Consider the following 13,879-nt stretch of genomic DNA (forward strand, 5'->3'; position numbering starts at 1 on the left):
GGTCGCAAGTGCCAAAAAGCAGCAAAAGCTACCTTTTTTAAGTCTTTCAACAGCAAAGCATTGGCAGAAAAACCCAGGGATCGACGGTTGGCATCTTGGAACGAATGCTTTGCTCGCAATACTACAAATGTATCAAAACTTATCTGCCAAAATTTAGCCCGAACATATGCCTAGCTGAAACTCTTGCTGCGTAAGGTTTCAGTTTGTAATTAGGCTGGTTTTATTGTCTTTAACTACTTGAGGATTCGATCGCATGGTTTCGATTTCTACTACTCAATCCGATGTGCTGCCTTTGTCTTCGCCAACCGTAACCGCTGCAACCCAAACCAGCGTGGCTGCTGCAACTGGGGTGTGCGTGACGGTTCACGGTCACTTTTACCAGCCGCCCCGGGAAAACCCTTACTTGGACGCGATCGAACGCCAAGCCAGCGCCTCTCCCGCCCACGACTGGAACGAACGCATTGACAACGAGTGCTACCGCCCGAACGCCTTTGCCCGCATACTCAACGATCGCGGCGAAGTCACGGGGATAGTCAACAACTACGAGTATATGAGCTTCAACATCGGGCCGACCCTGATGAGCTGGCTCGAACGCTACGACCCGGAAGTCTACCAGCGGATTCTGGAAGCCGATCGCAAAAGCTGTCAGCGTCTCAACGGTCACGGCAACGCGATCGCCCAAGTGTACAATCACATCATCATGCCTCTCGCTAACGAGCGAGACAAATACACCCAAATTCGCTGGGGTATCGCTGATTTTCGCTCCCGGTTCGATCGCGATCCCGAAGGAATGTGGCTCGCTGAAACCGCCGTAGACTACGCCACCCTCGAAGTTTTAGTCGCTGAAGGCATCCGCTTCATTGTCTTAGCCCCCTCCCAAGCCGAACGCTGCCGCCCACTAATCGGGCAAAACCACGAAGGGGAACCAGCGGAAAATTCCGAATGGCACGAAGTCGGCGGCGGTCAAATCGATCCGACTCGCCCGTACCGCTGCTATTTGAAACCAGAAATGCGGTTGATGGCTGAGCACCAACTCTCGCCGCTGAGCACTCACCATTTTGGCCGCAGACACTTCCAAAATTCCGAAGCCCCACCTGCCAACACTCCCTACATTGATATCTTTTTCTACGATGGCCCGATCTCGCGGGATATGGGCTTCAACGACGTTCTCAGCAGCAGCCACCACTTGGCAGGGCGCTTGGGTCAAGCAGTACGGGGAGACCACCGACCGGCTCAATTAATCTGCGTGGCGACGGACGGCGAAACTTTCGGCCACCACAAAAACAGTACCGAAAAATGCCTCGCTTACGCCTTCACAGAAGAGTTTCCCCGGCGCGGCTGGACGGTGACGAATTTTGCTCATTATTTAAGTCAAAATCCGAGCGCTTGGGAAGTGGAACTCAAACCCGTGACGGCCTGGAGTTGCTCTCACGGGGTCGATCGCTGGCAAGATGATTGTGGCTGCGGTGGTGGCGGCGGATGGCACCTCAAATGGCGCCGCCCTCTGCGGGATACTCTGAATTGGCTGCGCGATCGACTGATTCCCATTTACGAAGAAGCGGGGCGCAAGCTGTTGTGCGATCCCTGGAAAGCCAGAGATGAATATATTGAGGTTATCCGCGATCGATCGCCCGCTAACGTTGACAGTTTCCTCGAACGCCATCAAGTGCGCCCCCTCGATGCCTCCGAACAGGTGGACGCCCTGCGACTGCTGGAAATGCAGCGCCACGCTTTGTTAATGTTCACTAGCTGCGGCTGGTTTTTTGAAGAAATCTCGCGGCCAGAAGGCGTGCAAATTCTGCGTTACGCAGCCCGGGCGCTGGAATTGGCGGGCGAAGTTACCGGCGTACAGCTAGAAAAGGATTTTGTCGATCGACTAGCCCTCGTACCCAGCAACGTTGATTGTTTCAAAACAGGGGCCGAAGTTTACCGCCAACTGGTGCTGACAGCCCAAATTAGTCTCCGACAAGTAGCCGCCCACTACGCGATCAGTTCTCTGTTTGCCAAATATCCTCGCGAACAGCGAGTTTACTGCTATCAGGCCCAGCAGCAAGATTTCCAAATTCAGCGCATGGGCTCGATGACTCTGGCTGTGGGTCAATTGGAGTTAACCTCGGAAATTACGCGGGAAACAGAGATTTTTGTGTTTGCTGCGTTGCACCTCGGCGGCTGGGACTTCCACTGCTGCATTCAGCCTTTTGGCAGCCGCCGGTCTTACACTATGCTCAAAGAGCGGTTGTTTGGAGTTATGCAAGAAGCTTCGGCGGCCCACGCGATTCTGGAAATGGTGCGGCTGTTTGGGGATCAGTCCTTTAGCTTGCGGGATTTATTCGCTGAGGAACGCCACCGGATCGTGCAGTTGCTGAGTCAGGAAAATTTGACTCGGTTGGATCAGCTTTACACTCAGGTTTACCGCGAAAATTACGGGGTGATGATGGCGTTCCACCGAGACGAGTTGCCGGTGCCAGTAGAGTTGCAGGTGGCTGCTGAGGTGGCTTTGGGACATCGCTGTTTGACGGCGGCCAAGGCCCTGGAAGTGGAAACGGATGATGTGGAACCGCTGCTGGCGGAAATTGAGGCGATCGCCACTGAAGCCGGCCATCTCCGCTGTCGGTTGAACGTTCCCGAAGTCAAGGAAATTTTGGAGAAGATGGTTTGGCGATCGCTTGACGCGCTGCTGCAAGCAGGATCGGGCGCGGAGGATCTCTCGCCTGTCCAGTTAGAAGCTGATATCCGCACGATCGAGCGTTTGATTGCTGTGGGCGATCGGCTGAGTCTGGGTTTGTGTTTGGACAAATCGCAGGAACTGTATTTCGATTCTCTGTACAGTCAAATTGTGCCTCTGTGTTTGGGCTGGCTGCAACTGCAAGATGCCTCGGCGGGCGAAACTGCGGGGGCTGCTGTTGCCTTGGAGATTGCGCGTTCAGGCGGCGGCTGGGAGTTGTCTTCGATCCGGCAGTTGCTGGAGTTGGGTCAAACCTTGGCTGTTGATGTTGAGTGTTGGTTAAATCAGTTAAGTAAATAGTTTCCCGATTAGCCTGCATCAATTCCCGCCCTTGAGAATCCGCCCGATCGAGCTTGAAATGCCGATCGGGCCTGCGGGTTCAACCGAGAATAGATCGGCCTGAATGCCTCCATGCCGATCGTGGCTGGCGATCGAAGCACCGACAGAGAACCGCCAATTTTGTTTAAGTTTTCGATCTACTTATGTGGGAAGATAAAAAGACTGTCCCCAAAGCGTACAGGTGTTCTGCACTTGCGCGCTTTGTAGAGTTTGGAAGAAAGAACACTAAGATTTAAATTTATGAAAGTTGGCGATCGCGTTTGCATTAAAAACTCTGTTGTTGTCTACCACCATCCTGAAAATCGCAGTCAACCATTTGATATTAAGGGTATGGAAGGAGAAGTCGTGGCGATCGTTCAGGAATGGCACGGCAGACCTGTCAGTGCTAATTGGCCGGTTCTAGTTCAGTTTGACAAAAAATTTAAAGCTCATTTCAAAGAAGATGAGGTTGAATTGATCTCTTCTGAAGTCTAGCTGTTAAATCCCCGACTTCTTAAAGAAGTCGGGATCTTGCGGTTCAGTTTTTTAAAGTGGGATTAAGTTAATATTCCTAATTTATTTAATCCTTAATTTTTCGACCGTCTGCGGCTGAACCAACCTAAAATATTCCAATCTCCCTGCATTTTCTGCAATTCCTGCTGATGCTGCTTGGCTGTAGCGTAATACCACTGGCAGTGAAGTTCTAGTTCTTGACGGTACTTAATTTCGTCGTAAAACTCGCGGACAATTTGGTGTCTCTGAAAAATTTCGGCCGCGGGAGTCGGTTCTGGGGCAATGTTTTGCAACTCGTGGGGCAGCATGATTGTTTGGGGGCGACGGTGGCTAATATTGGCTGTAATGACTTTAAGCTAACACACTAAATCATAGGATTTTAGATTTTAGATTTTAGATTTTAGATCGTATCCGTTTGATTTGGAATTTTATCTGATGAAGTTTTGTAGGGGCCGGTTCGCCAAGATATTTGATAAGTATAGACAAATTATATAAACCCGCCCCGCCCCTATAATTGGGATGCAACCGGATTTGATATTAGTTTAAATTCTTCAATCTAAAATCCAAAATTTAAAATCTAAAATTCTGTTAAAGCCATCCCCGCAGACGATAAACGATTAAGCCGATGTATTCTTTCAAAGCTTTAGTTGACTGGTTTAACTGATAGGTATCCGGCAATAAATCCAAGGCGACTGCTTGCCAATTGCTTTGGGATGCTGCGATATCCTGCTGCGTGATTTGAAAGTCTGTTGGTGCGGCAATTGCTTTTATTCCCTGACGCTGGAAAATTAAGAGCGATCGAGTCATGTGCATCGCCGATGTCACTAGCAAAACCGGCCCTTTTATAGCTTTAGCATCTAAAATTTTCCGCACGTTGACAGCATTTTGATAAGTGTTGTGTGAATCGGGGTCTTGCAGAATTGCTGATGCCGGTACACCCATTGTTTGGGCAATTTCTGCCATGTCTGCCGATTCGGGAGCCCCGCCGCCTTTCCAATCTACTCTACCGCCGCTGAGAATTAGCAGGGAAGCTTTGCCTTGCCGGTAAAGTCGGGAACCGTAGATTATGCGATCGCCCGCTTCCGCTAATTCTACCCAAGGACGGGGAGGTAAAGCTGCTTTGACACCGCCGCCCAAGACGATAATCGCTTCAGCTTGGGGGAGTTCGGCGGTTGGTAAGTTTTGCCATTCGAGCGATCGAACTAACGATTTTGAAACCCAACCGCTACTTCCGAGCAGTAAAATAATTAGAGCCGCAGCCATGGGCGCAGCCGCCCATTTCGGACGTTTCCAAAGTGTGATTAAAGCCGCCATCATTAACAGGCAACTCAACCCCAAAGGATAAATAAACAGTGGCAGAAGTTTCGATAGAAATACAAACATTCAATTGGGAATTTGGCATGGGGAACTTGTACGCTCGCGTAGCCGAAGTATTGGGTATTGGGAGGAAGGGCATTAGTAATTGTTAACTGTTAACTGTTAACTAATGACTAATGACTAATGACTAATAACTAATGACTAAAGCTAGCGACGATCCTCTGGTCCAGATAACCAGCCAAAAAATGTAGCAGCATCACCCCTAGAGGTTTTGCTATATTTATGACCGTCCCTTTGCACTACTTCTTTGTTGAGGATAGCATCCGAGGTTTTATCCTGAGAATTTATATTCGGGTTGAGTAGTAATTCGTTGTGCCACCAAGCGACAATTAAACCTGCTGCCACGCCACCGATGACACCCAGGCCCAGACTCAGGGGCAGCGTACATCCTACTAAGCGAAACCCAACGGTAAACAACACAAACCATATCAGCGCGGGGCTAAAGCCCTTGGAGTCTCCGGTAAATTTTGGCATAAGCTGCAAGTTGTGTTTGTAATAACACAGTAAAATATTTACAATATTAGCAGACAATCAAATTGCCAAGGGCGATCGCTCTGCAACTACTCCCTACAAATCGAATTTAATTGTACCTCTAAGTCTTGGGCGGTATCTACAATGTTTACAGAAATTTGCTCTAATTCTGTAAAAGGTTCAAAAGCTGCTTGCTGCGAACTCAATAGTTCGGCTGTCGCGTCGGCAATATCGCCCCGGCGCTGTTGCAGTCGTTCTCGCAATACTTCAATTGGTGCGGTGCAGTAAATGATTTGCAGGGGTAAGCCGTGGGATTGAGCCTGATTCATCGCATCGGTTCTCCAGTTTTGGCGATCGAACTTGGCATCTAAAATCACATCCCAACCTCGGTCAGCCAGAATTATCCCCAACTCTAACAATCTACCATAAGTCTGTGCCGTCATTTCATTCGAGTACAAATCTTGCCCCCCGCGTTCATTTAAAGGAATTCCGCCTAAATGTTTGCGAACCGCATCGGAGCGAATGTGAATTGCCCCAGTGTGGCGAGCCAAATATCGAGCCGCTGTACTCTTGCCAGAACCCGACAAACCCGACATCAAAGTTAACTTTCCCCGGTGCGGTTGTGTGTATTCCCAAGCCAGTTTATAGTAATGAGCTGCTGTCTGTGAAATCTCTGCTTTTTGGGCAGTTGAAATAGCGGCATCGTCCAACATTAACGAAGTTACTTTCGCTCTAACATAAGCTTGACGGCTCAAATACAGAGGTAACAGTTGCAGTCCTTCCCAATCCCCTGTTTGTTCGATATAAGTATTCAGAAAAGCATTACCCAAGTCTCTGCGTCCGCGCGATTCCAAATCCATTACTGTAAAAGCCACATCGTACATGACATCAACAAAGCGGAAAGGCTCGTTAAATTCAATGCAGTCGAATAGCAATATTTTCTCTTGCCACAATGCGATATTCCGCAAGTGCAAATCTCCGTGGCACTCGCGAATTTTATTGTTGGCAATCCGTAGGTTAAATAACTCTGGATTTTCCGCAAAAAACGCATCAGTATAATCTTTAGTTTCCTGAAATTGTGCCTGAGTCTGCGGCCCGCCGATATATTTTTGCGAAGTCAGGTAATTGTTGTCTATTGCTGTACGAATCTGACTGACTTCGCCAAATGTGCGAATGTAGCTATTACTAATTGCCGTGCTGTGAAACTTGGCAACTTCCTGCCCTAAGTCTGCCATAAGTTGCTCAGTCAACAGTCCGCGCTCCAACAAACTGAGCAACAGCGAATCTTGAGGAAACTCCAGCATTTTAAGTGCGTATTCTACAGCAACTTCAGCCGGAGTTCTAGCAGGCAAGTTGCTACCAAATTGAAACGAATCCCCAATTTGAACAATTGGCAAAACTTCTAGATAGATTTCCGGTGCAGTGCGTCTGTTCAGCAGCAATTCTTCGTTGCAAAAATGCTGCCTTTTCTCCAAGGTTGAATAGTCTAAAAAGCCAAAATTGACAGGTTTCTTGATTTTGTAAGTATAATCTCCTGTCAGCAGGACAAAGGAAGCGTGAGTCTGAATTAGCTGCACTGGTTCTGTCACCCCGTGCGGGTAAAAACCGGGCTGCAACATTTGCTGAATCAGAGGTGGGAGACAAGTCATAGCGATTTTAGATTTTGGATTTTAGATTTTAGATTGGGGATTTTGGATTTTGAATTTTAGATTTTAAGTTGGGGACTTTAGATTGGGAGTGGGGATGTTGACTTTAATCCGATTTATTATAGAGTTGATAGTTAGTGTAAAAAAAAAGCAGCGATGACAGAAAATAATCAAGATTCCCGTTCGGTGGATGTGTTTGGCGTAGGCAATGCCCTTGTAGACATTCTAGCATTGGTGGAAGATGAATTTGTACTCGGCCACGGGCTGAATCGCGGCGGGATGACGCTGATGAATTCGGAAACGCAGGGGGGGATTTTGCACGATTTAGAGCACAATTCGCTGCAAATGCGATCGGGCGGTTCGGCCGCCAATACGATGATTGGTTTGGCTCAGAGCGGCGGTAAAGCGTATTATTCGGGGAAGGTTGCTAAGGATACTAACGGGGAATTTTATCGGCAAGATTTGCTGGCGGCGGGGATTGATTTTAACGTGCATCCTGCTGCTGAGTCGAACGGGCCTACGGGTACTTGTGTTGTGCTGACTACGCCGGATGCGGAACGCACGATGTGTACTAATCTGGGGGTTTCTACTACTCTGGCGACGACTGATATTGATGTCGATCGACTGGCTCACTGCAAGTACAGTTATGTTGAGGGTTATCTTTGGGATGCTCCGGAGCCGAGAAAGGCTAGCATTGAGACGATGGAACAGTCTAAGCGTCTGGGTGTGAAGGTGGCTTTTACTTTTTCGGATGGCTTTTTAGTCGATCGCTTTGCTGATGATTTTCACAAGGTGGTTTCGGAATATTGCGATGTAATTTTTTGCAATGCTGATGAAGTTCGGAGCTTTTTTAAGGAGGAATCTTTGGAAGAGTGCGCTCGGAAAATGAGCGAGATTTCGGATTTGGCTTTTATCACTAATGGGGATAAAGGCTGCATGGTGGTGGAGAACAAACAGATTGTTGATGTGGCTGGATTTCCGGTAAAGGCGATCGATACTGTGGGTGCTGGAGATGCTTTTGCGGGCGGTGTTTTGTTTGGACTTACTAATGGTTTGAGTTCTGTACAAGCGGCTCGCTGGGGCAATTATTTGGCTTCTAGGGTGGTGCAGATTCACGGGCCGCGTCTGGAGGGTTCTCAGGCTCATCTTTTGAGTGAGGTGATTTCTGGTTAGGAATTGAAAGGGGCGATCGCACTTTTTGGATTAAGGGCGATCGCTCTTTTTTGAACCACAGACGAGCGCTGGTTTTTGTCAATTTTGCAGAATGTATTGACTGATAATATTTTTGAGTTCTTGAGGAGCTTCTTTGGCAATCGCCGCTCCTAAATCTGGACGCACAACCCACCACCAAACCAGTTGTTCTAAACGATCGGGAGGATTTTCATTAGGACACAATTCGATCGTACTTTCATTGACACCAATAATGTTAGCACAAAGGTCATTAGCAATGCTAACACGAGCGTCTAGATTTTCAAACTGTACGATGTCTTGCCAGTTAATTTCATTGGGAATAGAATTGAGGATTGATTGGATATCTAGAGTCAGCATTAAACTGTTCCTCCGAAAGCTATAATAACTCTAATGCCAAAGTCTTGTTGTTCTGCAAAAGATTGAGTGCTGAGCCACCCTCTCACGGTTAGAGCGATCGTACCAAATATGTAGGGGCAATCCTCCCTCGTTTCCACAGCCAGGGCGGGCACGGGGGCACCGCCCCTACGCATCGGATGGGGCGGGCACGGGGGCACCGCCCCTACGGTACAATCGAATAGACATCACAACTGAATTATCATGAAGTACGATGCTGCGAAACATCATCGGCGTTCTATTCGCCTCAAGGGATATGATTATTCTCAAGCCGGAGCTTATTTTGTCACTATCTGCATTAAAGATGGTTTACATACATTAGGAGAAATCCGCAATAACCAAATATATTTGAGCGAACCAGGGCTGATGGTGCAAACTATTTGGGATGAATTGCCGTTGAATTATCCAGGTGTAGAAGTCGATGCTTTTGTGGTAATGCCAGATCATTTTCACGGAATTATTGTTTTGATTCCAGACAATGTTTCTGGCGTTACTCCTAAGAAAGCCATGACATTGCCAGATGTGGTTCACCGCTTCAAATCGCTGACAACTGCTAAATATCGGCATGGTGTTGCCAAGTTAGGTTGGACACCTTTCCCCAAAAAATTTTGGCAGCGTAACTATCACGAACATATTATCCGGGATGAGGAATCTTGCGAAACAATTCGTGAATATATCCTCAACAATCCAATCGCTTGGGAAGACGAACCTTTGCATTTAGAAAAATACCATCCCCAACCCGATATGTAGGGGCGGTGCCCCCGTGCCCGCCCGCCCCCGTGCCCAACCCGATATGTAGGGGCGGTGCCCCCGTGCCCGCCCTGGCCTAGGGCAACCACGGGGGGATTGCCCCTACAGGCGACCTGGTTGTGGCAAACATGGGCAACCACGGGGGGATTGCCCCTACAAATACTAGGGCTTTAGTGCGTTTTCAATTATCCTAAATCACTGGCAGATTGATGGAGACAAAACTACCGCTTAACTGACTCGGTGATACACCGACAACAAGACCTAAGATTTGATTGGAACCTGCAATCTTGATGACAGTATTTCCCTGATCGAAGTTCAGCAGTAAGTTCGATTCTGTTAATCCTTCTGTCAGTCCAATTTTATCTGCACCTAATTGGAAGTCTAAGATAGCATCTGGCAAAAAATCACCAGTTACGGCCGCATTTTTTGGTAGGACAAAGGTATCGCTGCCGGGGCCGCCGATTAAGATATCTCGACCTAAATCGCCGCTGAGGGTGTCATCGCCTTCGTTCCCTTTGAGGCGATCGTTGTCTGTACCGCCTAAGATAATATCGTTACCCTGACCTCCAAAGATATTGTCATTTCCGCTGTCGCCAGTGAGGATATCATTGCCTTTATTGCCGTAGATGATGTCATCTCCGCCAAGTCCGGCAAGGGTGTCATCGCCAGCGAAACCAGCCATGCTATCTGCTGCATCAATACCAACTAGATTGTCGTTTTCAGGAGTTCCTAAAACTTGACGCAGTGGAGGACGAGGTGGTGTTGGTGTTGGGGTTTGTACAACATTATCTGTCGCCGATTCAGTACCGTCATTTGTGACTGTAGTGCTGGCGAAATCGACATCATTGGAGATATCGGGGTCGAAGGTTTTACTCGTTATGCTAGAGGTACCGGTGATGTTTCCGGTTGTCGGCGCGGTAACGGTAATGCTAACAGTTGAAATTTGACCTTTGGGTAGATCGCCAAGGTCAAAAGTGAGTTCATTTCCTGACTGCTTGGTAGGGGCGATGTTAGCGGAAACAAATTTAGCACCCTCTGCCAAGGTTTCAGTGAGGATTGCACCTTTAGCGTTATCAGTGCCGTTGTTGGTGACTGCAACGGTGTAGGTGAGGTTGGTTCCGGGTATTGCTGTATCGCGATCGGCTGTTTTAGTGACTGATAAATCTGCTGATTCTGTCACCTTAATCGGCAGCGGTGAGTAGCTAAAAACAGGTGCGTTGTTTTCATCCATCGCCATTGCGTAGACGTAGTAATCGCCTGTGGGGATGCCTTGAGTGTTCCAGACAAAGTTGCCTGCACCGTCTTTTTCCTCAAGTCCATCTTTGATGAGAATGCCATCGAAACCTTGGTTGTCATTGTCGTAGAAGAGGCTAACTTTGGCAGTGGAGTCAGCATCAAAAGCGCTGTAGTTGATGGTGACGTTTTGTCCGCTAACATCTTTAGATAAGGCCGTCACTTGAACAGTAGGAGCCTGAGAATCTTGAAATGCACTGTACTCTACATTACCTAAAGCAGCGGAATTCGTTAAGTTGATATCCCAAGTACCTGGTTGTGGATTGGCGATCATAACTGCCTTGGTAGTTGCACTTGTGAGCGCATCAACAATTGCAATATTATTGGCTGCAAAATCAGACTCTTTGAAAATAGCGCCAGTGGGTGCTTTAATTTCAACAGGAGTATTAGCAGTGGCATTATCCCAGTTGGCGTTGAGAATTATCCACGGTGTGCCTGGGGCAACAGTAAAGCCTTGTATGGCGGAAGCTGTTTTATCTGCACTAGCTTCGATCTGATTGCCAGAGGCAACTCTTTCGATTTGGTTAGATGTAACGATCGAGCTATTTGTTCTTGGCACTGGTTTACCTACACTGGCCTCAGCTTTACCATCAAAGGAAACTTTGATCGTCGCTTCATATTCTATTTTGATAGGCTCAAGAGGCTTCAAAGGATTGAAAATTTCTATGGTTGGTAACTTACCATAGGCCTGAACAAAGTCATTAGATAAGTTGTTGTCGTTAGAGTAGTTGAGCGCAAATTCTGCTTGTGCAAGTGGCTGACCTTTGAAGTTTATTTTGCCACCGCCTACCTCATTTCCAAGAATTTTTACTTTGGGAATTTCAAGGGAGATATCTGGGGGTTTGACGTTGGCAGCACCACTCATCATGATATTGAACTTAGAATCAGCAGTAAATTTGCTTTTGGTATTGATTACACCGCCAAGCATTGAGAAATCAGCCTCAGCATTGAAAAACTTTTTATTCCAATTGAGTTCAGCCTCACCTTTGCCCTCTGCTAATCCACCTGCTATTTTGATAGTACCGTTTGTCTTGAGACGATCGCGAGTGATGCTACCGCTTGCATTAACCTCAACAGCAGACCCAGAAACATCTCCGCCCGCCCAAGAAGGCAATGATATCTTTATTTCAGGGCCAGCAGTCAGACCAACATCAGTAAGACTGCTCTCAATGAGATCGGGTTTGGTGAGATTATTTACTTGGCCCGATATGCTCTGAAGAAAAGCACCAGTAGCACCAATAGGTTTGTTGAGGTTACTTCCTCCTATCTTGACAAAGTTTAATTTTTTATCAACAAAACCAAGACCGCCACTGAGTTCAATTCCTGCCGGAATAAGCATCGTAGCTTCACCCTTAACTTCTTTGGCTTCTGTATTCACAGATAATTTTGCATTTTTAATCTCCCACACTTTGGGGATCAGCTTGATATTTTGTACAGAAATTGACCCATTGACATCCACAATGGGGCTAAAGTCACGGTTGATCTTAATGTAATTGGGATCAGCAAAGTCGGCAGTAACAGTGAAAGGGGGGGTGGGAGTAGGAGTGGGACTGGGATCAAATACAACCAACTCGGCTTTACCTTGAAGCGTAATTCCTGCTCTTTGCTCAGTAGTATATCCCAGCGCTAAACCTGTCCCTTTAACCTCCAGTAAGTCTTCTATATTAAAGTTGACATCTGGGAAATCAATTTTTCCTCCGGTCAAGCTCACGCCATCCTTACTAATCAGGATTTTATTGTTGTCCCTTATGTCTAGCTTCGTTCCGCCAAACAGTTCTGGTGGGAATTGAAGTGTGCCTTCTAATTCAATTCCTTTTTCAGTAAAAGCTAAGTTGCTAAACTGAACTTCTGTTCCAGCTAGCTTAAACTGGTTTGCTACTGCTTGGGTAGTTTCTCTCACTGATTTTGCAACCGCTTTTCCCACGTCAAATTCTAAATCACCTTGATATAACGGTACTGTTAAGCCACCAATAGTCGGCGAGAAGATCCCATTAGCTTTTATGGTTTGGTTGTCGTAACTAACAGAGCCATTAACACTCAACAACGGAAAAGAGCCATTTTTTAACCCTATTTGAACAGTACCGGATGACTCATAGCGTTTGCTCGTATTGTTGAATACGAATTGACCGTCAACTACCTTGAGCCGGAGCGGATTTAGATCCACTTCGCTAATAGAAGGGGGAGTAGGTGTCGGAGTTGGAGTCGGAGTTAGGGGTGTTGGAGTCGGAGTCGGAGTTAAGGGAGTAGGTGTCGGAGGAGTCGGAGTTAGGGGAGTTGGTGTCGGAGGTGTCGGAGTAGGTGTCGGAGGAGTCGGAGTTAGGGGAGTTGGTGTCGGAGGTGTCGGAGTCGGAGTTAGGGGAGTTGGTGTCGGAGTCGGTGTTGGAGGAGTTGGTGTTGGAGTCGGTGTTGGAGGAGTTGGTGTTGGAGTCGGTGTTGGAGGAGTTGGTGTTGGAGTCGTCGGAGTCGGTGTTGCAGATGGAATAGACGATGCTCCCCCAATTCGATCGCTAACACCCGTTAGACTTTTATCCAGTGTACCTGTTCCCGTTGTGGAATTGATAGTAATTCGCTTTCTATCTTCCGTGAAACCGATAAGATTGCCATTTTCAAATGATAGACCAAAAACATTTGTAAAGCCAATATTACCGATTTGGGTTGCTTGACCTGTCAGCGATACGGAAAATAAGCTATCACTTGTTGAGCCGTTTGAGGTGGCCAAAAATAGATTATTAGTAGCATCAAATACTAAGTCACCACTACTCTCAAAGTCTGACCCCAAGTTGGCGACTAAAGTTGCTTCGCCGGTACTGCTATTAATGGTGTACAAATTAGAACCACCAGCACCATAAAGTATATTGTTGGCAAATTCTAAAGCATTCAACCCAGCAAAAAAACCTAAACCAAAGTTGCCAACAAGTGAAGCATCGCCTAAATTTCGATCTATTTTATATAAATTGCCAAACGTAATACCGAAAAGCTGATCGCTATTAGATAAGGCAATGTCAGAGAAGTCTAGGTTACTTGTTGCTATCTGTGCAAAGTTTCCCGATGTTCCATCGACTGTTCCGATTTTTCCATCTCGCGTAGCAATTATAGATTCCGTCATAATCCCATCTCCTCACAAATATAGTTGCGTCAAAACCAGCAAAGCCCGCCTTGCAAGCCTTCCTAAATGTTTATCAGGGCCTTCCTCTGCTTTTTA

10 protein-coding genes are annotated in these 13,879 nt (G+C 47.1%); 4 read left to right on the top strand and 6 right to left on the bottom strand.

From position 1 onward, the window contains the following. Positions 1–253: 253 nt before the first annotated feature. Positions 254–3,025: a DUF3536 domain-containing protein gene (locus QUA43_RS19010; RefSeq protein WP_333375874.1), complete on the top strand. Its 2,772-nt coding sequence runs from the start codon at positions 254–256 to the stop codon at positions 3,023–3,025. A 279-nt stretch (positions 3,026–3,304) separates the two neighbouring features. Continuing rightward, entirely contained in the window at positions 3,305–3,538 is a 234-nt protein-coding gene (locus QUA43_RS19015; RefSeq protein WP_333085253.1) for a ferredoxin-thioredoxin reductase variable chain, read from the top strand. A gap of 92 nt (positions 3,539–3,630) precedes the next feature. On the opposite strand, the gene QUA43_RS19020 is transcribed toward QUA43_RS19015, so the two are convergent. The 4 genes from QUA43_RS19020 to QUA43_RS19035 all read right to left on the bottom strand — a co-directional run bounded on the left by QUA43_RS19020 (position 3,631) and on the right by QUA43_RS19035 (position 7,053). After that, positions 3,631–3,864 (bottom strand): hypothetical protein, encoded by a 234-nt coding sequence (locus QUA43_RS19020; RefSeq protein WP_333035767.1) that lies wholly within the window; start codon positions 3,862–3,864, stop codon positions 3,631–3,633. 280 nt (positions 3,865–4,144) lie between these two features. After that, positions 4,145–4,939 carry a YdcF family protein gene (locus QUA43_RS19025; protein ID WP_333375875.1) on the bottom strand — a complete coding sequence of 265 codons (795 nt, stop codon included), beginning with the start codon at positions 4,937–4,939 and terminating at the stop codon, positions 4,145–4,147. 141 nt (positions 4,940–5,080) lie between these two features. Beyond that, positions 5,081–5,407 (bottom strand): hypothetical protein, encoded by a 327-nt coding sequence (locus tag QUA43_RS19030; protein WP_333375876.1) that lies wholly within the window; start codon positions 5,405–5,407, stop codon positions 5,081–5,083. Positions 5,408–5,493: 86 nt separating this feature from the next. Continuing rightward, on the bottom strand, positions 5,494–7,053 hold the full coding sequence (locus QUA43_RS19035; protein WP_333375877.1) for an AAA family ATPase: 1,560 nt from the start codon (positions 7,051–7,053) through the stop codon (positions 5,494–5,496). A gap of 153 nt (positions 7,054–7,206) precedes the next feature. Here QUA43_RS19035 and QUA43_RS19040 point away from each other — a divergent pair, with 153 nt between their 5' ends. Continuing rightward, positions 7,207–8,223, top strand: a complete 1,017-nt coding sequence (locus QUA43_RS19040; RefSeq protein WP_333375878.1) for an adenosine kinase — start codon at positions 7,207–7,209, stop codon at positions 8,221–8,223. Between the two features lie 78 nt (positions 8,224–8,301). Here QUA43_RS19040 and QUA43_RS19045 read toward each other — a convergent pair whose 3' ends face one another. After that, on the bottom strand, positions 8,302–8,598 hold the full coding sequence (locus tag QUA43_RS19045; RefSeq protein ID WP_333375879.1) for a hypothetical protein: 297 nt from the start codon (positions 8,596–8,598) through the stop codon (positions 8,302–8,304). 240 nt (positions 8,599–8,838) lie between these two features. Here QUA43_RS19045 and QUA43_RS19050 point away from each other — a divergent pair, with 240 nt between their 5' ends. Then, positions 8,839–9,384: a transposase gene (locus QUA43_RS19050; protein ID WP_333375880.1), complete on the top strand. Its 546-nt coding sequence runs from the start codon at positions 8,839–8,841 to the stop codon at positions 9,382–9,384. Between the two features lie 190 nt (positions 9,385–9,574). Here QUA43_RS19050 and QUA43_RS19055 read toward each other — a convergent pair whose 3' ends face one another. After that, positions 9,575–13,783: a CARDB domain-containing protein gene (locus QUA43_RS19055; RefSeq protein WP_333375881.1), complete on the bottom strand. Its 4,209-nt coding sequence runs from the start codon at positions 13,781–13,783 to the stop codon at positions 9,575–9,577. Positions 13,784–13,879: the final 96 nt, after the last annotated feature.

This window comes from Microcoleus sp. N9_B4 (genome assembly GCF_036701635.1).
Lineage (GTDB): Bacteria > Cyanobacteriota > Cyanobacteriia > Cyanobacteriales > Microcoleaceae > Microcoleus.

Excerpts from the sequence above, each read along its gene's own strand:
- QUA43_RS19040 (WP_333375878.1), top strand. The coding sequence starts at position 7,207 with ATGACAGAAAATAATCAAGATTCCCGTTCGGTGGATGTGTTTGGCGTA.
- QUA43_RS19035 (WP_333375877.1), bottom strand. The coding sequence starts at position 7,053 with ATGACTTGTCTCCCACCTCTGATTCAGCAAATGTTGCAGCCCGGTTTT.
- QUA43_RS19015 (WP_333085253.1), top strand. The coding sequence starts at position 3,305 with ATGAAAGTTGGCGATCGCGTTTGCATTAAAAACTCTGTTGTTGTCTAC.
- QUA43_RS19020 (WP_333035767.1), bottom strand. The coding sequence starts at position 3,864 with ATGCTGCCCCACGAGTTGCAAAACATTGCCCCAGAACCGACTCCCGCG.
- QUA43_RS19030 (WP_333375876.1), bottom strand. The coding sequence starts at position 5,407 with ATGCCAAAATTTACCGGAGACTCCAAGGGCTTTAGCCCCGCGCTGATA.
- QUA43_RS19045 (WP_333375879.1), bottom strand. The coding sequence starts at position 8,598 with ATGCTGACTCTAGATATCCAATCAATCCTCAATTCTATTCCCAATGAA.
- QUA43_RS19055 (WP_333375881.1), bottom strand. The coding sequence starts at position 13,783 with ATGACGGAATCTATAATTGCTACGCGAGATGGAAAAATCGGAACAGTC.
- QUA43_RS19025 (WP_333375875.1), bottom strand. The coding sequence starts at position 4,939 with ATGTTTGTATTTCTATCGAAACTTCTGCCACTGTTTATTTATCCTTTG.
- QUA43_RS19010 (WP_333375874.1), top strand. The coding sequence starts at position 254 with ATGGTTTCGATTTCTACTACTCAATCCGATGTGCTGCCTTTGTCTTCG.
- QUA43_RS19050 (WP_333375880.1), top strand. The coding sequence starts at position 8,839 with ATGAAGTACGATGCTGCGAAACATCATCGGCGTTCTATTCGCCTCAAG.